We start from the raw sequence: 23,212 nt of genomic DNA on the forward strand, positions 1-23,212 counted from the left end.
CACAGGTTTCGTGGTGCACACAGAACCTGTGGGAGCTGGCTTGCCAGCGATTGGGTCAACCCGGTCAGAGGGATAAGCGCAAAGCCAACGCCGCCAACGTCACCAACAACACCGGTACCGTCAGCACAATCCCCACCCGGAAGTAATACCCCCAGCCAATCCGGATCCCCTTGCGCTCCAGCACATGCAGCCACAGCAAAGTGGCCAGACTGCCAATCGGCGTGATCTTCGGCCCCAGGTCACTGCCGATCACGTTGGCGTAGATCATCGCCTCCTTGACCACTCCGCTCGCCTGACTGGCATCAATCGACAAGAGCCCGATCAGTACCGTCGGCATGTTGTTCATGATCGATGACAACACCGCCGTCAGCACACCGGTTCCGAACGCCGCGCCCCACACGCCATGACCGGCGAAGACATCGAGCCAACCGGCCAGATACCCGGTCAGACCGGCATTGCGCAGGCCGTAGACCACCAGATACATGCCCAGCGAGAAAATCACGATCTGCCACGGCGCGTCTTTCACCACTTTGCGTGTGGAAATCTTGTGACCACGGGCGGCGATCGCCAGCAGCAGCGCCGCGCAGACAGCGGAAATCGCACTGATCGGAATGCCCAGCGGCTCCAGCGCGAAACAGCCGATCAGCAAGATCGCCAACACCGCCCAACCGGCGTAAAACGTGGCTTTGTCGTGGATCGCGGTTTCTGGACGCTCGAGCTGTTCGGGGTCGTAAGCTGCCGGAATATCGCGACGGAAAAACCACATCAGCATGCCCAGCGTCGCGGCCACACTGACGAAGTTCACCGGCACCATCACCGCCGCATAGCGGTTGAAGCCGATGTTGAAGAAGTCAGCGGAGACGATGTTGACCAGGTTCGACACCACCAGCGGCAGGCTTGCGGTGTCGGCAATAAACCCTGCGCCCATGACGAACGCGAGTGTTGCTGCCGGTGAAAACCGCAGCGCCAGCAGCATGGAAATGACAATCGGCGTGAGAATCAACGCCGCCCCATCATTGGCGAACAGCGCCGACACCAGCGCGCCGAGCAGCACCATGAAGGCAAACAGCTTGCGCCCACTGCCCCGCCCCCAGCGCGCCACGTGCAATGCGGCCCAATTGAAAAAACCGGCCTCATCGAGCAGCAGGCTGATGATGATCAGCGCGACAAAAGTGCCGGTGGCGTTCCAGATGATTTGCCACACCAGCGGGATATCACTCAGGTGCACCACCCCAAAGATCAACGCCAGCACCGCGCCCAACGTCGCACTCCAGCCGACGCCGAGGCCTTTGGGTTGCCAGATCACGAGGGTAATAGTCAGCAGGAAAATCAGTGACGCAGCGAGCATCTACAGCAACCTTCAGAAAGGGAAAAAGGAGGCGCGAACAATACACCGACTTGTGGAAAGAAGATCCCTGTGGCGAGCAATGTTGTGCAGTCAAGAAATAGGCAGAGTTGAAAATAATCTGTGGCGAGGGGATTTATCCCCGATCGGCTGCGAAGCAGTCGTCAAACCTGCAAACAGGGTATGACTGAGGAATGCTGGGGGTCGCTTCGCAACCCATCGGGGATAAATCCCCTCGCCACAGGGGTTCTCGGTCCTGGCTTACTTCTTGTGTTGTTCGACAAACTGCCCATAGGCATCAATGAATTTTTGCAGGAACGGCTTCACCGTTTCACTCAGCTTGCCCGCCTCGTCAAAAGCCGAACCCGCGCCACCCAAATAGGCTTCCGGTTGCTGCATGCAGTGCACATCAAGAAACACAAACGACTGGCGCAGGTGCTGGTTCGCGCCAAAACCACCGATAGCCCCCGGCGATACGCTGATCACCGCGCCCGGCTTGCCGCTCCAAGCGCTCTTGCCGTAAGGCCGCGAGCCGACATCGATGGCATTCTTCAGCGGAGCCGGCACGGAACGGTTGTACTCCGGCGTCACAAACAACAACGCGTCGGATGAACCCACTTTTTCACGGAAAGTGCTGTAGGCTGCGGGCGGTGAATCACCGTCGATGTCTTCGTTGTACAGTGGCAGGTCGCCAATCTCGATAATCTCAAGCTTGAGGTTCGCTGGCGCCAGCTCAGCCAGTGCCAAAGCGACCTTGCGATTGATCGAAGCTTTGCGCAGGCTACCAACCACTACCGCGACGTTGTAGACATTGCTCATGGAAACTCTCGACTGTCAGTGGGGGAGCCACTAGTTATAGATGATCCGATGACGATTTCACCAGCAGAGGAGGGAAATTCCCGGCTGCTGATTATTTTTTTCCTGTAGGAAAACTTACAGCACTTGATGACGGTCTACCAAGCCGCAAATCAAGCGATTTATCTCCAGAGGTTCTAAGCAGATGGCAGCAGTACTCGTCGGTCAGTTCCATGCAAGAGATGCGGAAGGCCGCGTTTATTCCGTGCATGAGTTCCAGGAATCCACCCCGTCTGCGGACGGAATCACCGGCACGGAGCCCGTCACCACGTACAAATTGGCGATTGGCGATCGCATCGAGAAACTTGATGACGCCGAATTCAAGCTGGTTCAGTCAGGCATTATCCTGACCCGCGAACCTGAGCCAATCGTCGCTTCATAACCGTGCGTTATGAGCAGAAGTCATATGCGCAGACTTGGGGTAGGATTCAGCCTCTGACCCCACCTGCTGAACATGGACTTCACGCATGCGTTTACGCCATATCGAAGTGATTCAGGCGCTCTTGCAGACTGGTCACCTGGGCACCGCCGCCGAATGGCTGCAGTTGCCGGTGACCGAAGTCGAAGAGCGTTTGCGCGAAGCCGAGAGTCAGTTGGGGTTCATGCTGTTCGCCAGCGTTCGCGGGCGCCTGCAATCGACGCCCGAGGCGCGGGCGTTGCAAGTGGAAATCGCCCACGTCTATGAAGCGCTGGAACCAGTGCAACGTCTGGCCAGCAGCCTCAAGCAATACCTCGCACCGCCGCTGCGCATCATCGGCACCCCGCCGCTGGCGCAACAATTACTCCCGCACAGCCTCGCCGCCCTGCGCCGACGCGTGCCAGACGCGCCGTGCAGCCTGCTCAGCGCACCGACCCGCGACATCGTCCGCAGTCTGCTGCTGCGCGAAAGCGATCTCGGCTTGAGCCTGCACGATCCCGAACATCCAGACATTCATTGCCAGCCACTGGCCCACAGCAAGCTGCAACTGCTCGCGCCGCACGGCTGGCTGCAACCCCGACAAAAGTACATTTCCCTACAGGATCTGGCAGGCCAGGCGATGGTCGGCCTCGACGGTCAGGACCCGCTGAGCCCGGCGCTGGATCACAAACTCCAGGCCGTGCGTCCGGCGCCGAGTATCCAGACCCGCGTACAAACCCACCAGATGATGCGCAGCATGGTCGAGGCTGGCGAAGGGTTGGCCATCGTCGACCCGTTTACCGCGCTCGGTGCGCGCGCGGCCGGGCTGGATGTCTGCCCGCTCTCGCCTGCCGTGCCGATCAGCCTCTACGCCCTGACCTTCAAACACGTCGCACCGTCATCGACGATTCAGACGTTACTGGCGATCATCACGGAACAAGCCGAGGCGATGTTGTCGAGCTGAGCGGATTTTCCAGCGGGTTATCGAACAATCGATACCAGAACAGCGCCTCTTCGGCGGTGTTCGGATCAATACCGCGATAGCGCAACTGGTCGACGCCGCCAATCACATACCCGCAACGCTCATACAGCCGACAGGCACCGAGGTTGTTGTTCTGGGTTTCCAGCATGATCCCCGGCAGCTTCTTCTTGCGACTCCAGAACTGCGCCACATCCAGCAAAGCCTTGGCCACGCCATGGCGACGGGCCGGCGCGTGCACCGCCAGTTCATCGATATGGGCAAAGCCGTTCCAGTTGGTGCTGATCACCAGATGGCCCACCGGCTCATCATCGAGGTAGGCCATGAATATCGCGCTGTCGGCAGCTTTGTGAAAGCTGCTGAACTCCTCGGGATCAATGCCGTAGCACTTGCGGTACGGCACGATGGGCGTCACACGCCACTGTTCGACGGGTTTGCCGATTACAGCGGCACCATACGCTGCGACTTCAAAACTGAAGTCGCTGCCCCAGATATAAGGCGCAAAACCTTCATCGGCAACCCGCACCGACAGCCCTGGGTGTTTTGGATTCATGACCGGTTGCATGCTCGCAAAGCTCCTCATTCCTTGACGCAATCGACGGTGTAGTGTCGCCCATTGCCTTCATCTTCATGTTGCAGTCCATGCACATCAGCTACAAAACCCTGGAAGCTGCTATCAAACGTGCGGGCAAATTTCAGGTAATCGATGATCGAGCGCGTCGACTCGGTAAAGCGCTCACCGGGCATGATCAACGGGATTCCCGGCGGATACGGCACCAGCATCACGGCGGCAATCCGCCCTTCCAGCTCGTCGATCGGCACCGCCTCGACTTCACCGCGCACCAGATGATCGTAAGCGTGGGCCGGCTTCATGGCGATTTCCGGCAGCACCGTGTACATGCGCTTGAGATGTTTGGCGGTGGCATTGCTGCGATAACAGGCGTGCAATTGATCACACAGATCCCGCAGGCCCATGCCGCGATAGCGCGCGGTGTCTTCCTGGGCGACACACGGCAGACACGTCGCCAGACTGACGTTAGCGTCGTAACTGCGCTTGAACTCCAGCAACTCGGTGAGCAACGTGCTCCATTTGCCTTTGGTGATGCCCATGGAGAACAACACCAGGAACGAATACAGCCCGGTCTTCTCCACCACAAGCCCACGCTCCCAGAGGAACTTGCTGACCACCGCCGCCGGGATGCCCTTCTCGCTCAACGCGCCACCGGCGTTCAGGCCCGGCATCACCAGCGTGACCTTGATCGGATCGAGCAAAACGTAATCGTCGCTGACCTCGCCGAAACCATGCCAGTCGGCGTCAGGCTTCAGCAGCCAGTCCTCGGTGTGCACGCGGTCGATGCCTTCGACACCCGGCGGCTGCCAGATCGAAAACCACCAGTCATCCGCCGCGATATGCTGACGCAGATTGGCCAGCGCGCGGCGGAAGCTCAGGGCTTCGTCGAAGGTTTCCTGCAACAGTGAGCGCCCGGCCGGACCTTCCATCATCGCCGAGGCCACGTCCAGCGAGGCGATGATGCTGTACTGCGGCGAGGTCGAGATGTGCATCATGAATGCTTCATTGAAACGATCACGATCCAGTTGCCGCGCGCCGCCGTCCTGCACATGAATCATCGAAGCCTGACTGAACGCCGCCAGCATCTTGTGAGTGGAATGGGTGGTAAATACCAGTGGACTGTCTTCGCTGCGCGAAGTGTCCATCCCATAGCGCCCGGCGAAAAATTCGTGAAACGCCGCATAGGCGTACCAGGCCTCGTCGAAATGCAGCACTTCGACGCTATTGCCCAGGCTTTGTTTGATCAGTTCGGCGTTGTAACAGAGCCCGTCGTAGGTCGAATTGGTGACCACCGCCAGTTTCACTTTCGGCGCGCGCCCCTTGGTCAGCGGACTGGCGTCGATCTTGGCCTGGATTGATTCGCGGCTGAACTCGCTAAGCGGTATCGGGCCGATGATCCCCAGTTCATTACGCTCCGGGCACAGGTACAACGGGATCGCGCCGGTCATGATGATCGCGTGCAGCACCGACTTGTGGCAGTTGCGATCCACCAGCACCAGATCATCGCGAGCGACCATCGAATGCCAGACAATTTTGTTGGCGGTCGAGGTGCCATTGATCACGAAAAACGTGTGGTCGGCTCCGAAATTGCGAGCTGCGCGGGCTTCTGCCTCGGCGAGCGGACCGGTGTGATCAAGCAGAGAACCGAGTTCCGGCACCGACACTGACAAGTCGGAGCGCAGAGTGTTTTCACCGAAAAACTGATGAAACGCCTGCCCCACCGGACTCTTGTGATACGCCACGCCGCCGCCATGGCCGGGCGTGTGCCAGGAATAATTGGAGTCGGCGGTGTGTTGCACCAGCGCCTTGAAAAACGGCGGCAGCAGACCATCGAGATACTTGCGCGCCGCCCGCGCGACTTGCCGGGCCAGGAACGGTACGGTGTCTTCGAACAGATAAAGGATGCCGCGCAGTTGATTGAGCTCGGCCATGGCGTCGGCCGGGGCATTTTCCAGGGTGACTTGCTCGCCCAGGGCAAAGATCGGCAGATCCGGCGCCCGCACCCGCGCGAGGCCGATCAGTTCGGCCATGTTCTGCAAAAGATGCGAGTCGGTGCTGGCGTCCTCGGCGGCAATCAACATGCACGCGAGACCATGATGGGTCGAAGCCACCAGACGCCCTTCCGCGTAGTCGGTGGCCGAAACGATACTGAAACCTTCCTGCTCCAACTCCCGGGCAATGCCTCGGATACGATCGCCGGCGACCGTGTCGGCCTTGATGTCGCGATGGACGATCAACACCGGAAATTTCAAATCTTTGTACATGGGGCTCAGTGTCCTGAGGCGGCGGATTCAAATCTGCCAATGCATTCAGGGTAGAGGGTTGCAGCGAAAGTGGCGAGGGTGGCCAGTTGGCTTCATGGCGCCAAAAGCAAAAGATCGCAGCCTTTGGCAGCTCCTACATTGGAATGCAATCCCCTGTAGGAGCTGCCGCAGGCTGCGATCTTTTGATCTTCAGGCTTGGGCGTCAGCCTCGGCAATCTGCGTCCACAACGCCGGGCCACCGGCCGATTTGGCAATGATCTCCAGCCGCACCAGATGCGCAGCCAGTTCATCTTCAGTCGCACGAATAATCCGTGCTGGCTGGCGATCAGCCGGCAAGCGGCGAATTTCGGTAGCGGAGTTGTCCGATCCATCGCCCGTGCCGTTGCCGTCGGAGGCATTGCCGGCCAGCGACAGACTGGTCTGGCCACCGGTCATGGTCAGGTAAACGTCGGCGAGAATCTCCGAGTCGAGCAAGGCGCCGTGCAGTTCACGACCGGAGTTGTCGACGCCATAACGTTTGCACAAAGCATCGAGGCTGTTGCGCTGACCCGGGTGACGTTCCCGGGCCATCATCAGGGTGTCGAGGATCGAGCAGTGTTGCGTGATGTCGGCGAGATCCTGTCGACCCATCAAAGCGAATTCGTTGTTGATGAAGCCAACGTCGAACGCCGCGTTGTGGATGATCAGTTGTGCGCCTTTGATGAACTCGAAGAATTCATCAGCGACTTCGTTGAAACGCGGTTTGCCGACGAGGAATTCGTTGGTGATGCCGTGGACGCCGATGGCGCCTTCGTCACTCTCGCGATCCGGTTGCAGGTAGACGTGAAAGTGTCGGCCCGTGAGGCGCCGACCGATCAGTTCGACACAACCGATTTCGATAATCCGGTGACCATCGGTCACCGGCATGCCGGTGGTTTCGGTATCGAGTACAACGGATCTGGTGGCCATCAGTGCTCAGCTCTCAACGGGTCTATCGTGCAAAAACGCGGATGTTAACACGCTCGACGGGGTGTTTCAGTCAGACCGTGGCGCGGCCATCGCCAGCAGGCTGGCTCCCACACGAGATCTATGTCATTCACAGATCCCCTGTGGGAGCCAGCCTGCTGGCGATTGGGCCTCCACGGTGCATCAGGAGAAATCAGCTCTGCTTGTACCCGCGAACCTCATCAACCCCACGGTTGGCCAACTGGTCGGCGCGCTCGTTACCGTGATGACCAATGTGCCCGCGCACCCACTTCCAGGTGACCTTGTGGCGGTTTACCTGTTCGTCCAGCTCTTTCCACAGATCAGCGTTCTTGACTGGCTCTTTGGCAGCTGTCTTCCAGCCGCGCTTCTTCCAGTTGACCATCCACTCGTTGATGCCCTTCATCACGTATTGCGAGTCAGTCACCAGCAGCACTTCACAGGGCCGCTTCAAGGCTTCGAGGCCACGGATCGCGCCGAGCAGTTCCATGCGGTTGTTGGTGGTGTTGGCTTCACCGCCCCACAGCTCCTTTTCGACGCCCTTGCACACCAGCAAGGCGCCCCAGCCGCCCGGGCCGGGATTGCCCTTGCAGGCGCCATCGGTGAACAGTTCTACGCTTTCGACGCTTTCGCTCATGCCAATCTATCCAGAAAAAATGCGTGCCTCGCCAATCGCGGATCGACGATGACCGCGGCCGAAGCAAGTCCGGCCACTATAAAAAGAAGGTTTACGGTTCGATGCGGCGGCGGTTGACCTTGGCCATCGGCAGCGGAATCAGCTTGCCCATCGGCTCGCGACGCTCCTGACGCAATGGCCGTAGCCCGACCACAATCTTGCGCGCCACCAATAAGTAGAAACCGCCTCCCGACAATTGCCAGTCACCGGCCTTGCGTTCCCAGCCGGCCAGACGGGCCTGCCACTTGGGCGACGCGAGCGGCGGACGATAGCACCCGAAGCGGCGTTTCTCCAGCGCAAAGCCCAGCAGATTGAGCCAATCGGCAACCCGCGATGGCGAGATGCAGCGTGCCTTGCGCAAGGCGTCATGAGCAAACGCATGGCGCAGGCCCCAGGTGCTCCAGGGATTGATTCCGATAATCAACAAATGCCCGCCTGGGCGCACGCTGCTCGCCGCTTCGCGCAACAGGCCGTGAGGTGACAGACAGAAATCCAGACCGTGTTGCATCACCACCACGTCGGCGGCGTGCTCGCTCAATGGCCAGGCCTGCTCTTCGCAGACGATCTCGACACCCGGCAGCGGCGCACCGAGTCGCACATTGCGCTGCACTTGCGGCGCTGACGGCGGGGTTTCGGCCGAGGGGCCGTAGTGCACCAGATAGCCACCAAAGAACCGGCCCAGCTCGTCTTCGAGCATGCGCCGCTCTTCATCCAGCAGAAATTGCCCGAGCGGGCCCGCCAGCCATTCACGGGCGGCGCTGATCAACGCCAGCCAGTCGGGATCAGCCTGAGCGAACGCTTTATCGGTCATGTCATTCTCCAACGCGCCAGGAACTACTAAGATGCGCCAATGTTTTCCGCTTGGCGAATTCCGACGATGATACAGATCAGTGCCCTGCCCGCGTTCACCGATAACTACATCTGGTTGTTACAGGATCACCGCACCCAGTGCTGCGTGGTGGTCGATCCGGGCGATGCCGCGCCCGTGCTGGCGTGGCTCGACGCCCATCCTGGCTGGACGCTGAGCGATATCCTGATCACCCACCATCATCACGATCACGTCGGCGGCGTCGAGCGCCTGAAGCAGGCCAGCGGTGCCACCGTCTACGGCCCGGCCAGCGAAAACATTCCGGCACGGGACGTGGCCCTCAAGGACAACGACAGCGTCAGCGTGCTCGGCTGGGACTTCGATGTCTACGCGGTGCCCGGTCACACCTTGGGACACATTGCCTATTATCACCACGGCTTGCTGTTCTGTGGCGACACACTGTTCGCCGCCGGTTGTGGCCGCCTGTTCGAGGGCACGCCCGAGCAGATGCACCACTCGCTGAGTCGACTCGCCGCGCTGCCCGAGGATACGCTGGTCTATTGCACCCACGAATACACCCTGAGCAACCTAAAGTTTGCCGCCGCGGTTGAACCGAGCAACGCAGACATTGCCGCCCGTCTGGAAAAGGTCACCCAGCAACGGCAGAACGGGGTCATGACGCTGCCTTCGACTCTGGCCTTGGAAAAGCTCACAAATCCGTTTTTGCGCACCGCTGAAACATTAGTTACACAAAAAGTGGACGAACGGGAAGGCGCTCAAAACCGGGCGCCGAGCGAGGTTTTTGCGGCTCTGCGAGCATGGAAAGATACGTTCTAAGTACCCCATCGCCTGATACAAATATTCTGAATGGTTGACCGCAAGGGGTGCGCTTTCTAGAATCGCCCGACATTTTCGCCCGGAACTTACTTCCAGCCAATGTCGTCATCCATACGTAAGTCCGTCAATTCAGACGCGCTGACCCGCCTGGCACAAGCCATCGCGGTGGCTGTGTCCGCCACGCTGGCGGGCTGCTCCAGCCATGCTCCGCAGCCTGAAGCGACCCATACGCCGAACATTGCTGCGCGAGCCAAGCAGAAGCCGATCTGGCTGACCGAGAAGCCCACCCCTCAGGTTCCTCAGGATGTCTGGGAGCGCATGCGCCAGGGCTTCCAGTTGCAGGAAGGCCTGGGTGTGAACCCGCGCATCGAGCAGCAGCGCCTGTGGTTCGCCAGTAACCCCTCTTTTCTCGAGAGCGCTGGCGAGCGCGGCAGTCTCTATATTCATTACATCGTCGAGCGCCTCGAAGAACGCAACATGCCGCTGGAACTGGCCCTGCTGCCAGTGATTGAAAGCTCCTACAACCCGATGGCCTATTCCCGGGCCAACGCGGTGGGTCTCTGGCAGTTCATTCCGTCTACCGGTCGTTATTTCAATCTGCGTCAGACCCGTTTCTACGATGGCCGTCGTGATATTACCGCCTCGACCACCGCTGCCATGGACTACCTGACCCGTCTGCACGACATGTTCAACGGTGACTGGCTGCTGGCGCTGGCCGCTTACAACGCCGGTGAAGGCACGGTCAGCCGCGCGATCGAGCGTAACGAAAGGCTCGGCCTGCCTACCGACTACTGGAACCTGCCGTTGCCAGCGGAAACCCAGGCCTACGTGCCAAAGTTGCTGGCCCTGTCGCAAGTAGTCCTGGCGCCGGAAGCCTACGGGGTGAACCTCAACCCGATCGCCAACGAACCGTACTTCCAGGTCGTCGAAATCAACCAGCGCATGGATTTGTCGAAAGTCGCTGCGGTGGCCAACATCGACGAAGACGAACTGTTCCAGCTCAACCCGGCCTTCAAGCAGCGCACCACCATCGACGGCCCTCAGCATTTGCTGGTGCCGACGTCCAAGGCGCAACTGCTGACCGCCAGCCTGCAAACCATGCGACCTGACGAGTTGATCAGCCCGCGTTCGCTGAAGCCGGTATTCGAAGGTGCCGACCCGACCGAAGTGGCGCAACTCAAGCGCGCCTATCGCGTCAAGCGCGGCGACAACCTTGGCACCATCGCCAAGGCCAACAAGGTTGAAGTCAAGGATCTGCAGCGCTGGAACAAATTGACCGGCAAGAATCTCAAGGTCGGCCAGACCCTGGTGATGCAGGACAACACCAAGCGCAGCCCTGCGCGCAAGAGTGGCCGGGTCAACACCGTAATCGCGGCCAACAGCAAGACCAAAGGCAAGGCCGAGAGCGCCCAGCAGACCAAGTACAAGGTCAAGCGCGGCGACACGCTGTATGTGGTGGCCAAGCGTTTCAACGTAGAGATGCAACATCTCAAACGCTGGAACCCGGGCGCCGGCAAGGCGCTGAAGCCTGGGCAGATGCTCACGGTTTATTCGCCGCATTGATTGATGAAAGAGCCCCTGAAATTCAGGGGCTTTTTTTTTTATGAAAAAATATTGAGGGGCTCTTATGCCCAGGGAATTCTGTGGCGAGGGGATTTATCCCCGCTGGGGCGCGCAGCGGCCCCTCTTTTGATCCCCAAAAGGCAGGCCTGCTGCGCAGTCCAACGGGGATGAATCCCCTCGCCACAGGGGAAAAAGACTACTCAGGGAGCTACGATTAACCCCGCATTAACCCGCTATCTTTTTCCTGCCCAGACAAGCTGTTACTGTACGGCCCACAAAGCCCAAGCCGCCTGGATCAGATCTGACTTGAAGCGTCCCCTCCTCCTGCTCCTGATCAGCCTGGCCTTGAGCTCATCCGCAAGCGCGACGATTACCGAAAGTCACGGTTATGCGCAGTTCGGCACGCTCAAGTACCCGGCCAGATTTACCCACTTCGACTGGGTCAACCCGCAAGCGCCCAAGGGCGGTACGTTGCGGGTAATGGCGTTCGGCACCTTCGATACGGTCAATCCGTACACCTTCAAAGGCACCAGCCCGGTTTCCACAGGGAATTTCCTCCAGTACGGCATCAACGAGCTGAACGAACCGTTGATGGTCGGCACCGGCCAGTATTCGCCATCCGGTGACGAACCGGCATCCAGCTACGGCTTGATCGCGCAATCGGTGGAGTACAGCGAAGATCGCAGCTGGGTAGTGTTCAATCTGCGCCCGGAAGCACGCTTCCACGACGGGACCCCCATCACCGCCTACGACGTCGCGTTCTCCTACCGGTTGCTGCTCAAGGAAGGTCATCCGCTGTATCGCACCGCGCTGCAGGAAGTGCTGCGGGTCGACATCCTCAACAAGCAGCGCATTCGTTTCGTGATGAAGCGCTCGGGCAATCCGCTATTGATCCTGCGCCTGGGCGAGCTGCCAGTGCTGCCGCAACACTACTGGAAAGACCGCGATTTCAAGGCCACCACCTTTGAACCGCCGCTGGGCAGCGGCCCGTACCGCATCACTTCGGTGACGCCGGGGCGCCAGCTGATCTTCGAGCGGGTCAAGGATTACTGGGGCAAGGACCTGGCGGTCAATCGCGGCAAGTACAATTTCGATCGCATGGAAGTCGAGTTCTACCGCGACAGCGACGTCGCCTTCGAAGCCTTCAAGGCCGGCGAGTTCGACATCTACATCGAGCACCAGGCGAAGAACTGGGCCAACGGCTACAACTTCCCGGCCGTGCGCCGTGGCGAGGTGATCAAGGCGCAGATCGCGCATCAGATCCCGACCCAGAGTCAGGGCCTGTTCATGAACACCCGGCGAGCGACCTTCGCTGACACCAGGGTTCGCGAAGCGCTGGGCCTGATGTTCGACTTCGAGTGGACCAACCGCGCGTTGTTCAGCAATGCGTACAAGCGCACCACCAGTTACTACCCCAACAGCGAATTTTCCGCCAGCGGCCTGCCAGTCGGGCACGAATGGCTGATGCTCAAGCCGTACAAGGAGCAACTGCCGGCCAAGCTGTTTACCGAGCCGTTCACCCTGCCGCAGACCGACGGGCGCGGCGTCCCTCGGGACACCATGCGCAAGGCACTGGCGTTGCTCGGCGAGGCTGGCTGGAAGCTCAATGGCCAACGCCTGCAAAACGCCGCTGGCCAGCCATTTCGCTTCGAGCTGTTGCTGGTCAATCCGAACCTGGAACGCCTCCTCCAGCCGTACATCGAGAACCTCAAAAGCATCGGTATCGACGCGCGCCTGCGCACCGTGGATCGCGCCCAGTACAAACAACGCCTCGATCAATTCGACTTCGACATGATCCTGATGACGCTCAACCAGACCCTCAGCCCGGGCCTTGAGCAATGGCAGTACTTCCATTCCAGCCAGGTCGGGATCAAGGGCAGCAAGAATTACGCGGGCATCGCCAATCCGGTGGTCGATCACCTGCTCGAACAATTGCTTGCGGCGCGCACCCGCGACGAGCAGGTCGCCGCCGGCAAGGCCCTCGACCGCGTACTGCTCTGGCAGCACTACATCATTCCCAACTGGTACCTCAATTATCATCGTCTGGCCTACCGCAACCGGTTGGCCTTTGTCACCACGCCGCCCTACACCCTGGGCCTGAGCGCGTGGTGGCTGAAGTCTTCGGAGAAAGATCAATGAAACCGATCCGCGCCCTGCTCGTGCAGGCCAGCGGCTTGCTGTTCGCCGGGCTGGTGTTTGCCGCCCCGCAACACGCCGTGACCCTGTACAACGAGCCGCCGAAATACCCGGCCGATTTCAAGCATTTCGACTATGTGAATCCCGACGCGCCCAAGGGCGGGACCTTTCGCCAGGCCGGGTCCGGCGGCTTCGACAGCCTCAACCCGTTCATCAGCAAAGGCGTGCCTGCCGATGACATCGGCCAGATCTACGACACCCTGACCAAGCACAGCCTCGACGAGCCGTTCACCGAATACGGTCTGATCGCCGGCAAGATCGAAAAGGCCCCGGACAACAGTTGGGTACGCTTCTATCTGCGTCCCGAAGCGCGTTTCAACGACGGCCACCCGGTACGCGCCGACGACGTCGTGTTCAGTTTCGAGACGCTAACCAAGGAAGGCTCACCGCTGTTTCGCGGCTACTACAATGACGTTGCCGAAGTCATCGCAGAAGACCCGTTGAAAGTACTGTTCAAATTCAAGCACGCCAACAACCGCGAACTGCCGCTGATCCTCGGCCAGTTGCCGGTGCTGCCGAAACACTGGTGGGCCAGCCGTGACTTCAACAAGGGCAACCTGGAAATTCCGCTCGGCAGCGGCCCCTATAAGGTCACCGAAGTGAAAGCCGGGCGTTCGGTGCGCTACGAACGGGTCAAGGATTACTGGGGCAAGGACCTTCCGGTCAATCGCGGTTTCTACAACTTCGACACGATGACCACCGATTACTACCGCGACAACACCGTCGCCCTCGAAGCACTGAAGGCCGGCCAATTCGATTTCTGGCTGGAAATGACCGCCAAGAGTTGGGCCAACGCCTACAACATCCCGGCCGTCACCGAAGGTCGGTTGATCAAGGAACAGATCGCCAACGGCAACCCGACCGGCATGCAGGGCTTCATTTACAACTTGCGTCGCCCGGTGTTCCAGGACATGCGCGTGCGACGGGCCTTGAGCCTGCTGTTCGATTTCGAATGGACCAACAAGCAACTGTTCAACGGCGCTTATGCGCGCACCCGCAGCTATTTCGAGAACTCGGAAATGGCCGCCACCGGCCTGCCTGACGCCGATGAGCGGGCGATCCTCGAGCCCTTCCGCAGCAAACTGCCGGCGCAGGTGTTCAGCGAAGCCTTCGAGAATCCGAAAACCGACGCCAGCGGCATGATCCGCACGCAGCAGCGCGAGGCCTATCAACTGCTGCAAGAGGCCGGCTGGAAGATCGTCGACGACAAAATGGTCGACGCTAATGGCAAACCGGTGGTCATCGAATTTCTGCTGACGCAGACCGACTTCGAACGCGTGCTGCTGCCGCTCAAGCGCAACCTCAGCGACCTCGGCATTGATCTGGTGATTCGCCGTGTCGACGTCTCGCAGTACATCAACCGCGTGCGTTCGCGGGACTTCGACATGATTGTCGGCAGTTTCCCGCAGTCCAATTCACCGGGTAACGAGCAGCGCGAATTCTGGATGAGTGCCGCCGCTGACAAGCCGAGCAGCCGCAACACCATGGGCTTGAAAGACCCGATCGTCGATCAACTGGTCGAAAACCTGATCAACGCCGATACGCGCAAAAGCCTCGTGGCCCATGCCCGCGCGCTCGACCGCGTGTTGCAGTGGGGCTATTACGTGATCCCCAACTGGCACATCAAGACCTGGCGCGTTGCGTACTGGAACCACATCGGCCACCCGAAAGTCTCGCCCAAGTACGACATCGGGATTAATACCTGGTGGGTCAAACCTGACGCAAAACCGGCAATAGAAGTCGAAACCAAACTGCAAGCCGACCCTGCGGGCACGGAGTAATCAGATGCTGGCGTATATTTTTCGGCGACTGTTGCTGATCATCCCGACCCTGTTCGGCATTTTGCTGATCAACTTCGTGATCATTCAGGCCGCGCCCGGCGGGCCGGTGGAACAGATGATCGCCAAGCTCGAAGGCTTCGAAGGCGCCACCAGTCGCATCGCCGGCGGCGGTGCCGAAGTGTCGGTGGCCGGTTCCGCCTATCGCGGCGCGCAAGGCCTGGACCCGGCGCTGATCAAGGAAATCGAGCACATGTACGGGTTCGACAAATCGGCCCCGGAACGTCTGTGGATCATGGTCAAGAACTACGCCTCGCTGGATTTTGGCGACAGCTTCTTCCGCGACGCCAAGGTCATCGACCTGATCAAGGAAAAGCTGCCGGTATCGATCTCGCTGGGGCTGTGGAGCACGCTGATCATGTACCTGGTGTCGATCCCGCTGGGGATCGCCAAAGCCACGCGGCACGGCAGTCACTTCGATGTCTGGACCAGTTCGGCAATCATCGTCGGCTACGCGATCCCGGCGTTCCTCTTCGCAATCCTGCTGATAGTGGTGTTTGCCGGCGGCAGTTATCTGGACTGGTTCCCGTTACGCGGACTGACCTCGAACAACTTTGACGAACTGAGCATGGGCGGCAAGGTCCTCGATTACTTCTGGCACCTGGCGCTGCCGGTGACAGCATTGGTGATCGGCAATTTCGCGACGATGACCCTGCTAACCAAAAACAGCTTCCTCGACGAGATCAACAAGCAATACGTGGTCACCGCCAAGGCCAAGGGGCTGACCCGCCATCGCGTGCTCTACGGCCATGTCTTCCGCAACGCCATGCTGCTGGTGATCGCCGGTTTTCCGTCGGCATTCATCGGTATCTTCTTCACCGGCTCGTTGTTGGTCGAGGTAATCTTCTCGCTCGACGGCCTCGGTCTGATGAGTTTCGAAGCAGCGATCAACCGCGATTACCCGGTGGTGTTCGGCACCCTGTTCATCTTCACCCTGCTGGGGCTGGTGGTGAAACTGATCGGCGACCTCACCTACACCCTGGTCGATCCGCGTATCGACTTCGAAAGCCGGGAGCATTGAGATGAACCTGTCCCCTCTCAACCGCCGCCGCTTCGAACTGTTCAAGGCCAACAAGCGCGGCTGGTGGTCGCTGTGGCTGTTTCTGATCCTGTTCGGGCTAAGCCTGGGCGCCGAATTGATCGCGAACGACAAGCCGCTGGCGGTGCACTACGACAACAACTGGTACTTCCCGGCGATCAAGCGCTACCCGGAAACCACCTTCGGCGGCGAATTTCCGCTGGAGGCCAACTACAAGAGCCCGTACATCCGCGAACTGCTCAAGGCCAAGGATGCGTGGGTGCTGTGGGCGCCGATTCCGTACAACTATCAGAGCATCAACTACGACCTGAAAGTCCCGGCCCCTGCCCCGCCGTCGGCGGACAACCTGCTGGGCACCGATGATCAAGGTCGCGATGTGCTGGCGCGGGTGATTTACGGCTTCCGCGTTTCGGTACTGTTTGCCCTGACGCTGACCATTCTGAGTTCGATCATCGGCGTGATCGCCGGGGCCTTGCAGGGCTTCTATGGTGGTTGGGTCGACTTGGCCGGACAGCGTTTTCTGGAGATCTGGTCGGGTTTGCCGGTGCTGTACCTGTTGATCATTCTGGCCAGTTTCGTCCAGCCGAATTTCTGGTGGCTGCTGGGGATCATGCTGCTGTTTTCGTGGATGAGTCTGGTTGATGTGGTGCGTGCCGAGTTCCTCCGTGGCCGTAACCTCGAATATGTGCGCGCAGCGCGGGCGCTGGGCATGCAGAACGGGGCGATCATGTTCCGCCACATTCTGCCCAACGCCATGGTGTCGACCATGACCTTCATGCCGTTCATCCTCACTGGCGCCATCGGCACCCTCACCGCGCTGGACTTCCTCGGTTTCGGCTTGCCGGCCGGCAGCCCGTCGCTGGGCGAGCTGGTGGCTCAGGGTAAATCCAACCTGCAAGCGCCGTGGTTGGGCATGAGTGCGTTTGCGGTGCTGGCGCTGATGTTGAGTTTGCTGGTGTTTATCGGCGAGTCCGCTCGCGATGCCTTCGACCCGAGGAAGTGAAATGAATCAGGACAATCTGATCGAAGTGCGCGACCTCGCCGTCGAATTCGGTTTCGGCGAGCGCCTGCACCGGGTGGTCGAGGGCGTGAGCTTCGACATCAAACGCGGCGAAACCCTGGCGCTGGTTGGCGAATCCGGCTCCGGCAAATCGGTGACCGCCCACTCCATCCTGCGTTTGCTGCCCTACCCGATGGCGCGGCATCCGGCCGGCAGCATCAATTACGCCGGGCAAAACCTGCTGAACCTGAGCGAGAAAACCATCCGCCACATCCGCGGCAACCGCATCGCGATGATTTTTCAGGAGCCGATGACCTCGCTCAATCCGCTGCACTCGATCGAGAAGCAGATCAACGAGGTGCTCGGCATCCACAAGGGCCTGACCGGCAAAGTCGCGACCAAGCGCACGCTGGAGCTTTTGGAGATGGTCGGCATCCCCGAGCCGCACAAGCGCCTCAAGGCCCTGCCCCACGAACTGTCCGGCGGCCAGCGCCAGCGGGTGATGATCGCGATGGCCTTGGCCAACGAGCCGGAACTGTTGATCGCAGATGAGCCGACCACGGCGCTGGACGTGACCGTTCAGCTGAAAATCCTCGATTTGCTCAAGGAACTTCAGGCCCGATTGGGCATGTCGTTGCTACTGATCAGTCACGATTTGAACCTGGTGCGAAGAATTGCGCATCGTGTATGTGTCATGCAGCGCGGTTGCATCGTCGAACAGGCATCGTGCGCAGAGCTGTTCCGTTCGCCGCAGCATCCGTACACTCGGGAATTGCTCGGCGCGGAGCCCAGCGGAGGCCCGGCGACCAATAAAATCGGGGCGCCGCTGCTTGAGGTCGAGGACCTGAAAGTCTGGTTCCCGATCAAGAAAGGCCTGCTCAAGCGCACGGTGGATTACGTCAAGGCAGTGGACGGCATCAATTTCAGCCTGCCTCAAGGTCAGACTTTGGGGATTGTGGGCGAAAGCGGTTCCGGTAAATCCACGCTGGGTCTGGCGATTTTGCGGCTGATCGGCAGCAAAGGCGCGATCCGTTTTGAAGGCAAGCAGCTAGACTGCCTGACGCAGAACGAGATTCGCCCGTTGCGCCGGGAGATGCAGGTGGTGTTTCAAGACCCGTTCGGCAGTCTGAGCCCGCGGATGTGCGTCAGCGACATCGTTGGTGAAGGCCTGCGGATTCACAAGATGGGTACCGCTGCCGAACAGGAAGCGGCAATTATTGCGGCATTGAAGGAGGTAGGTCTGGATCCGGAAACCCGGCACCGCTACCCTCACGAATTTTCCGGTGGGCAACGGCAACGCATCGCCATTGCTCGAGCGTTAGTGCTTAAACCGGCGCTGATCCTGCTGGACGAGCCGACGTCGGCGCTCGACCGGACGGTGCAGCGGCAAGTGGTGGAGCTGTTGCGTTCACTGCAAGCCAAGTACAACCTGACGTATTTGTTCATCAGCCATGATCTGGCTGTCGTCAAAGCGCTGAGCCACCAGTTGATGGTGGTCAAGCATGGCCAAGTGGTCGAACAGGGAGACGCGCAAGCAATCTTTGCCGCCCCTGAACATCCGTATACACAGCAGTTGCTGGAAGCCGCTTTTTTGGCACCAGCCACTGCGCAATAACCTGAAAGAGGAGCAACACATGGGTTTTCTCGCCGGTAAGCGCGTACTGATCGTCGGTGTCGCCAGCAAGCTGTCCATCGCATCCGGCATCGCTGCCGCCATGCATCGCGAGGGCGCTGAGCTTGCCTTCACTTATCAGAACGACAAACTGAAAGGTCGTGTTGAAGAATTCGCCCAAGGCTGGGGTTCGAGCCCTGAGCTGTGCTTCCCGTGCGACGTGGCCAGCGATGAAGAAATCGCCAAGGTCTTCGAAGCACTGAGCAAGAAGTGGGACGGCCTGGACTGCATCGTGCACTCCGTTGGCTTCGCCCCGGGCGACCAACTGGACGGCGACTTCACCGAAGCCACCACCCGTGACGGTTTCCGCATCGCTCACGACATCAGCGCCTACAGCTTCGTGGCCCTGGCCAAAGCCGGCCGCGAAATGATGAAAGGCCGCAACGGCAGCCTGCTGACCCTGTCGTACCTGGGCGCCGAGCGCACCATGCCTAACTACAACGTGATGGGCATGGCCAAGGCTTCGCTGGAAGCTGGCGTACGTTACCTGGCCGGTTCCCTGGGCCCGGACGGCACCCGCGTCAACTGCGTATCGGCTGGCCCGATCCGTACGCTGGCCGCTTCCGGCATCAAGAACTTCCGCAAGATGCTGGCCGCCAACGAAGCGCAAACCCCACTGCGTCGCAACGTCACCATCGACGAAGTCGGCAACGCCGGCGCGTTCCTGTGCTCTGACCTGGCGTCGGGCATCAGCGGTGAAATCATGTACGTGGACGGCGGCTTCAACACCACCGCCATGGGCAACATCGAAGAGTAATCTCGATGTAGAAAAAAACCGCCTTTCGAGGCGGTTTTTTTTCGCCTGCGCAAAAGTCGCGCACGGGCAATAACTATGTACCACCGGAGATTCTCCCCGTCGTTCGACAATCGGCGCTCAGCGGTTTTCAACCGCCTATAGGAGAACACTGATGGACGAAACCGAATCAGATCCAGCTGCCGACCAGGGCGATCAGGCATTGATCCAATGCCTGATCGACGAATTGACCGCAGTGCCCGTCGCAAATGCCACGGCGCCCTCGCGCACCCTTGAGATTCCGCGCGGCTGCCTGTTGCGCGAGTGGACCGAACTCTACTGGACCGCTCTGCAGCGTCCGGATTTTCTCTATTGGGCCAGCCAGTTCGACCTCAACCTCGACACGTTCAGCCCCAAAGGCGAGACATTGCAGGCCCTGACTGCGTCGCTAACGACGCCTGCCCTCAGGATATTCACCCTGGAAGATGATTCCGGCTGGTGGCAAATGGCGCCGGTCCTGTTGTCGATTTCGCAACGAATCGATCCGGCCGGGATCGGCTTGCCCTGTATTGGCGGTAAATCCGCCAACCCGCAGTCCCGTTTTCCGCGCCGGCTGGTGCTGGCGTTCTACGGCTATCCAGAACCGCAAAACACCCAGCAGGCGCAGGTGATTGTCAATGAGCTGAAAAGCAGCGCAATTGCCCCGATCAACAACGACGGCTACACGGCGTCTGCGGTGATCAAAGAGCGCACCGCGCAGCTTGAAGATTATCGCGTCATCGCGGCAGAACTGGAGCAGGCCCTGCAGACCGCAGAGGAGCGCAAACAGCCTTTCGTCCAGTTTCGCATTGCCGCAACGTCGGTATCGCTGACCTCCGACTCTTTAATTGCCAGGACAGAGTCTGAACTCAACCTCGGCTACGTCATAACGCGCTATGGCTTCGAACTGCCGGCCAATGCCAAGGACACCCGCGAGCTGATCCTGCAGTTGCGCCAGGCAAAATGGCCACTCCCGCCCTTTGTCAGTGGCTACGTGCAGACCAATCTGCTCATCAGGCACTACCAGGAAGCGTTTGCTGACATCGAGAACTGTCAGTACATCATCGGGCGCCTGGAGGCGCTGAGCTGGAACAAGGAAAGCTCCCAGGCGATCAGTCTGGAGGAGTTCAGCAGACCGGAACCTGCATCGACGTTGGGCCGACTGGTGGCGAGGCACATGGAGTCACTGCTGAAGTTCAGGTCCAATCCGGCCTTTCAGGCGATTCTCAAAGGCAAAAACCTCCCGCCGGACAGTCAATTGCTTGTGACCGAATCAGGTCGGGTAGGCACCGCTGACAACAACCACAAGTGGATTGCCCTGAAGCGGCAAGTCGAGCGACACGCGGGACTGAAAGTGTTGCTTGAGCAGCTAAAAACCCTGGCGGGCGATGCAGGAGGAGAGATACGTACCAACGGTAAAGTCAGCCTGGTACAGATGATGCGCTACTACGAAATGGACGTACCTGAAAACGTCGGCGCCGCCCGCACCACCGCGCAGTGGGAAAAAACCCTTCTGATACTGCATCCGGTGCACATGGACCACTGGTATCTGTTGGGCCCTCCCGGAAATGAAACTGAACAGTTCACCTCGCAGGAACGCCAGCTCATCATCGACACCACTGCAGCGTTTCTTCCATCAGGCTCAGCCCCGCTGATCGATTATTTGAACGAAGGCATTGCAACCGACCTGCCCCGATCCGCTCTGCGCGCGAAAGCGGATTACCTGTTCAACCAGATCCTGAGCGCGCCCCGGGCTCAGGATCTTGGCAACCAATTGTTGAGCAAATTCAGATTGACTGACATGGCAAAGGCACTCGACGCGATAAACCGCGAACGCCTGGTCCTTGCTGCCCTGATATTGAGTCTCGACCCGAGTATGGGAAAACACACCCGACAGGTCATTGGCCAACCCTTGAACGACCGCTTTTTCTGGGGCGAGAGTTTCAGCGAAGTACGCCGCTTTATCGACGGTCAACCCGACCTGACGCAAGTCAGAAACAAAGTACTGGCCACACACCTGATGCTATCGGGCATAGCGCCAGAGTTTCTGGTTCGGGATATTCCCCAGTCCGTCGGCTACATGAGTTCGTGCCGTTGGGTCATGCTCAAACAGATGGTGTTGTACGTCGAACAGTTAAAAGCGGGACTGGCGCGGGTGCTCACATTCGAACAACTGATGACTCTGGCCAAACATCCACCCCCTCAATTCCAGACCTTTCGGGCCGGGCACGCGTGCACTTTGGTGCTGGTCGAATGGGCCATCGCCAGAGGCTTGATCCGGTCAGAGCCCGACCTTGATGTCAGCACCTACGATTCGTCCACGCTGGAAAAGGCCGGCACGGCCTTCCGCGCGCACACTCAACAGCTGGACCAACTGTGCCGTGACGGTTTTCACCCGGTCTTTCCCACTCCCTATACGGTGGCATTGGCTGACCTGCGCAGCATTTTCCCCAATCACCGTCACCTCGAAGACAAGGTGCTGGTCTGGACCGACGCAATCGCGGTACCGCAAACCGATCCGCCGCAATATTCCCTGGTGGATCTGCACATGGCCAACCGACTGATGCCCGACATGACGGGCTGGAACTCCAGGCTTGCCCAATTGAATCTGGAAACAATGACGCCGCAGTTTTCCAGATTGAAGAAGGTCTGCGAGCAGTTCTCTTTCGTCCTCACCAACCGCTTGGCTCAAATGAAAAAAGCCAGCCTGGCCTTGATCAAGGAGGCGTTTTGCGAGCTACCTTTGCAACAACGGATTGATATCGAAGATTCCACACTGGAGCTGTTTGCACTGAGTCCGGTGCCGCAGCCAGGCGCGGCAGTCAAACCGAGGAACGACACGGGGCCGTTCGCCATAATCGCGCTGCTACGCGACTACACGCCCCGGGTCTTCGAAGTCTTCGTCCGACACTCGCAGGTTCAGTTGCGCAGGGATATCGACTGGAGATTGTTGGCGCCAACAGCCGACAGCGCGCCACCGCCTTCACTGGCAATCGACGGGGACGCATACCTGCGAGGAACTCGCCCCAAGAACCCGGCAAGCAGCAAGGTCAGGATTGAACGTCTCACCGTCGAGGGAGCGCCATTCGCACGACAGCCCGTAACGGTCCCCGACACCTTTTCATCCGCCAAGGTCAACGCCATCGCCCAAGCCGCAGTCAACCAGTTGTACAAAGTGCACGAAGCCGCGGCGCTGGAACGTGCAATGACCGCCGTCGATCTTAAGGACACCGAAACCTGCCACTCGACGTGGATGGCGTTTTATCAGGCGTTGAGTCCGTCGGAGTGATGAAATTTCACTCATGCAGAATCTTCTGGAATGCTTGAAATCCGAGTACACCATAGCCCTTGCGGGAGTGGGCTTACGCGCGATGGCGGTGGCACTTTTTGAATCCTTGCCACCTGACACTGAGTCATCGCGAGCAGGCTCACACCTA

Annotated in this window: 18 protein-coding genes; 11 read left to right on the forward strand and 7 right to left on the reverse strand. The window is 59.5% G+C overall.

The features are described from left to right. Positions 1–64 precede the first annotated feature (64 nt). On the reverse strand, positions 65–1,348 hold the full coding sequence (locus ICA15_RS27015; RefSeq protein ID WP_210555175.1) for an arsenic transporter: 1,284 nt from the start codon (positions 1,346–1,348) through the stop codon (positions 65–67). A 258-nt stretch (positions 1,349–1,606) separates the two neighbouring features. Continuing rightward, a complete protein-coding gene (locus tag ICA15_RS27020) occupies positions 1,607–2,164 on the reverse strand; it encodes an NADPH-dependent FMN reductase (RefSeq protein WP_150604971.1) in 558 nt (185 codons plus the stop codon). A 181-nt stretch (positions 2,165–2,345) separates the two neighbouring features. On the opposite strand from ICA15_RS27020, the gene ICA15_RS27025 reads away from it, so the two are divergent. Then, positions 2,346–2,582, forward strand: coding sequence for a hypothetical protein (locus ICA15_RS27025; RefSeq protein WP_150618188.1), 237 nt, complete (start codon positions 2,346–2,348; stop codon positions 2,580–2,582). 85 nt (positions 2,583–2,667) lie between these two features. Further along, positions 2,668–3,561, forward strand: a complete 894-nt coding sequence (locus tag ICA15_RS27030) for a LysR family transcriptional regulator (protein WP_150604969.1) — start codon at positions 2,668–2,670, stop codon at positions 3,559–3,561. Here ICA15_RS27030 and ICA15_RS27035 read toward each other — a convergent pair. The 5 genes from ICA15_RS27035 to ICA15_RS27055 form a co-directional block, all read right to left on the reverse strand. Further along, a complete protein-coding gene (locus ICA15_RS27035; RefSeq protein WP_150595431.1) occupies positions 3,527–4,141 on the reverse strand; it encodes a GNAT family N-acetyltransferase in 615 nt (204 codons plus the stop codon). The genes ICA15_RS27030 and ICA15_RS27035 overlap by 35 nt on opposite strands. 14 nt (positions 4,142–4,155) lie before the next feature. Then, on the reverse strand, positions 4,156–6,411 hold the full coding sequence (locus ICA15_RS27040) for an Orn/Lys/Arg decarboxylase N-terminal domain-containing protein (RefSeq protein WP_210555174.1): 2,256 nt from the start codon (positions 6,409–6,411) through the stop codon (positions 4,156–4,158). A 189-nt stretch (positions 6,412–6,600) separates the two neighbouring features. Then, on the reverse strand, positions 6,601–7,359 hold the full coding sequence (dnaQ, locus tag ICA15_RS27045) for a DNA polymerase III subunit epsilon (RefSeq protein WP_150605520.1): 759 nt from the start codon (positions 7,357–7,359) through the stop codon (positions 6,601–6,603). A 190-nt stretch (positions 7,360–7,549) separates the two neighbouring features. Further along, on the reverse strand, positions 7,550–8,011 hold the full coding sequence (gene rnhA / locus ICA15_RS27050) for a ribonuclease HI (protein ID WP_150595434.1): 462 nt from the start codon (positions 8,009–8,011) through the stop codon (positions 7,550–7,552). Positions 8,012–8,102: 91 nt separating this feature from the next. Further along, positions 8,103–8,861, reverse strand: coding sequence for a class I SAM-dependent methyltransferase (locus ICA15_RS27055; protein ID WP_150605521.1), 759 nt, complete (start codon positions 8,859–8,861; stop codon positions 8,103–8,105). 66 nt (positions 8,862–8,927) lie between these two features. Here ICA15_RS27055 and gloB point away from each other — a divergent pair, with 66 nt between their 5' ends. From gloB to ICA15_RS27100, 9 genes are all read left to right on the forward strand, one after another. Next, entirely contained in the window at positions 8,928–9,695 is a 768-nt protein-coding gene (gene gloB, locus ICA15_RS27060) for a hydroxyacylglutathione hydrolase (RefSeq protein WP_150605522.1), read from the forward strand. A gap of 99 nt (positions 9,696–9,794) precedes the next feature. Further along, entirely contained in the window at positions 9,795–11,258 is a 1,464-nt protein-coding gene (locus ICA15_RS27065; protein ID WP_150605523.1) for a transglycosylase SLT domain-containing protein, read from the forward strand. Positions 11,259–11,564: 306 nt separating this feature from the next. Beyond that, the gene (locus ICA15_RS27070) at positions 11,565–13,397 is read left to right on the forward strand and encodes an extracellular solute-binding protein (RefSeq protein ID WP_210555173.1); all 1,833 of its coding nucleotides are present in this window, start codon (positions 11,565–11,567) and stop codon (positions 13,395–13,397) included. Next, positions 13,394–15,235, forward strand: a complete 1,842-nt coding sequence (locus ICA15_RS27075) for an extracellular solute-binding protein (protein ID WP_150618184.1) — start codon at positions 13,394–13,396, stop codon at positions 15,233–15,235. The genes ICA15_RS27070 and ICA15_RS27075 overlap by 4 nt, the downstream gene beginning before the upstream one ends. A 4-nt stretch (positions 15,236–15,239) precedes the next feature. Beyond that, on the forward strand, positions 15,240–16,313 hold the full coding sequence (locus ICA15_RS27080) for a microcin C ABC transporter permease YejB (RefSeq protein ID WP_150605135.1): 1,074 nt from the start codon (positions 15,240–15,242) through the stop codon (positions 16,311–16,313). Between the two features lies 1 nt (position 16,314). After that, positions 16,315–17,334, forward strand: coding sequence for an ABC transporter permease (locus ICA15_RS27085; RefSeq protein WP_150605136.1), 1,020 nt, complete (start codon positions 16,315–16,317; stop codon positions 17,332–17,334). Position 17,335: 1 nt separating this feature from the next. Next, positions 17,336–18,946, forward strand: a complete 1,611-nt coding sequence (locus ICA15_RS27090) for an ABC transporter ATP-binding protein (protein WP_150618183.1) — start codon at positions 17,336–17,338, stop codon at positions 18,944–18,946. 19 nt (positions 18,947–18,965) lie between these two features. After that, a complete protein-coding gene (fabI, locus tag ICA15_RS27095) occupies positions 18,966–19,760 on the forward strand; it encodes an enoyl-ACP reductase FabI (protein WP_007910591.1) in 795 nt (264 codons plus the stop codon). Positions 19,761–19,911: 151 nt separating this feature from the next. Further along, positions 19,912–23,064, forward strand: coding sequence for a hypothetical protein (locus ICA15_RS27100; protein WP_210555172.1), 3,153 nt, complete (start codon positions 19,912–19,914; stop codon positions 23,062–23,064). Positions 23,065–23,212: the final 148 nt, after the last annotated feature.

Source organism: Pseudomonas sp. P116, from assembly GCF_020149425.1.
In the GTDB taxonomy this organism is placed as follows: domain Bacteria; phylum Pseudomonadota; class Gammaproteobacteria; order Pseudomonadales; family Pseudomonadaceae; genus Aquipseudomonas; species Aquipseudomonas anatoliensis.

Bases quoted from the DNA above. Each gene is read 5' to 3' on its own strand.
- ICA15_RS27015 (WP_210555175.1), bottom strand. From the start codon at position 1,348: ATGCTCGCTGCGTCACTGATTTTCCTGCTGACTATTACCCTCGTGATC.
- ICA15_RS27020 (WP_150604971.1), bottom strand. From the start codon at position 2,164: ATGAGCAATGTCTACAACGTCGCGGTAGTGGTTGGTAGCCTGCGCAAA.
- ICA15_RS27025 (WP_150618188.1), top strand. From the start codon at position 2,346: ATGGCAGCAGTACTCGTCGGTCAGTTCCATGCAAGAGATGCGGAAGGC.
- ICA15_RS27030 (WP_150604969.1), top strand. From the start codon at position 2,668: ATGCGTTTACGCCATATCGAAGTGATTCAGGCGCTCTTGCAGACTGGT.
- ICA15_RS27035 (WP_150595431.1), bottom strand. From the start codon at position 4,141: ATGCAACCGGTCATGAATCCAAAACACCCAGGGCTGTCGGTGCGGGTT.
- ICA15_RS27040 (WP_210555174.1), bottom strand. From the start codon at position 6,411: ATGTACAAAGATTTGAAATTTCCGGTGTTGATCGTCCATCGCGACATC.
- dnaQ (WP_150605520.1), bottom strand. From the start codon at position 7,359: ATGGCCACCAGATCCGTTGTACTCGATACCGAAACCACCGGCATGCCG.
- rnhA (WP_150595434.1), bottom strand. From the start codon at position 8,011: ATGAGCGAAAGCGTCGAAAGCGTAGAACTGTTCACCGATGGCGCCTGC.
- ICA15_RS27055 (WP_150605521.1), bottom strand. From the start codon at position 8,861: ATGACCGATAAAGCGTTCGCTCAGGCTGATCCCGACTGGCTGGCGTTG.
- gloB (WP_150605522.1), top strand. From the start codon at position 8,928: ATGATACAGATCAGTGCCCTGCCCGCGTTCACCGATAACTACATCTGG.
- ICA15_RS27065 (WP_150605523.1), top strand. From the start codon at position 9,795: ATGTCGTCATCCATACGTAAGTCCGTCAATTCAGACGCGCTGACCCGC.
- ICA15_RS27075 (WP_150618184.1), top strand. From the start codon at position 13,394: ATGAAACCGATCCGCGCCCTGCTCGTGCAGGCCAGCGGCTTGCTGTTC.
- ICA15_RS27080 (WP_150605135.1), top strand. From the start codon at position 15,240: ATGCTGGCGTATATTTTTCGGCGACTGTTGCTGATCATCCCGACCCTG.
- ICA15_RS27085 (WP_150605136.1), top strand. From the start codon at position 16,315: ATGAACCTGTCCCCTCTCAACCGCCGCCGCTTCGAACTGTTCAAGGCC.
- ICA15_RS27090 (WP_150618183.1), top strand. From the start codon at position 17,336: ATGAATCAGGACAATCTGATCGAAGTGCGCGACCTCGCCGTCGAATTC.
- fabI (WP_007910591.1), top strand. From the start codon at position 18,966: ATGGGTTTTCTCGCCGGTAAGCGCGTACTGATCGTCGGTGTCGCCAGC.
- ICA15_RS27100 (WP_210555172.1), top strand. From the start codon at position 19,912: ATGGACGAAACCGAATCAGATCCAGCTGCCGACCAGGGCGATCAGGCA.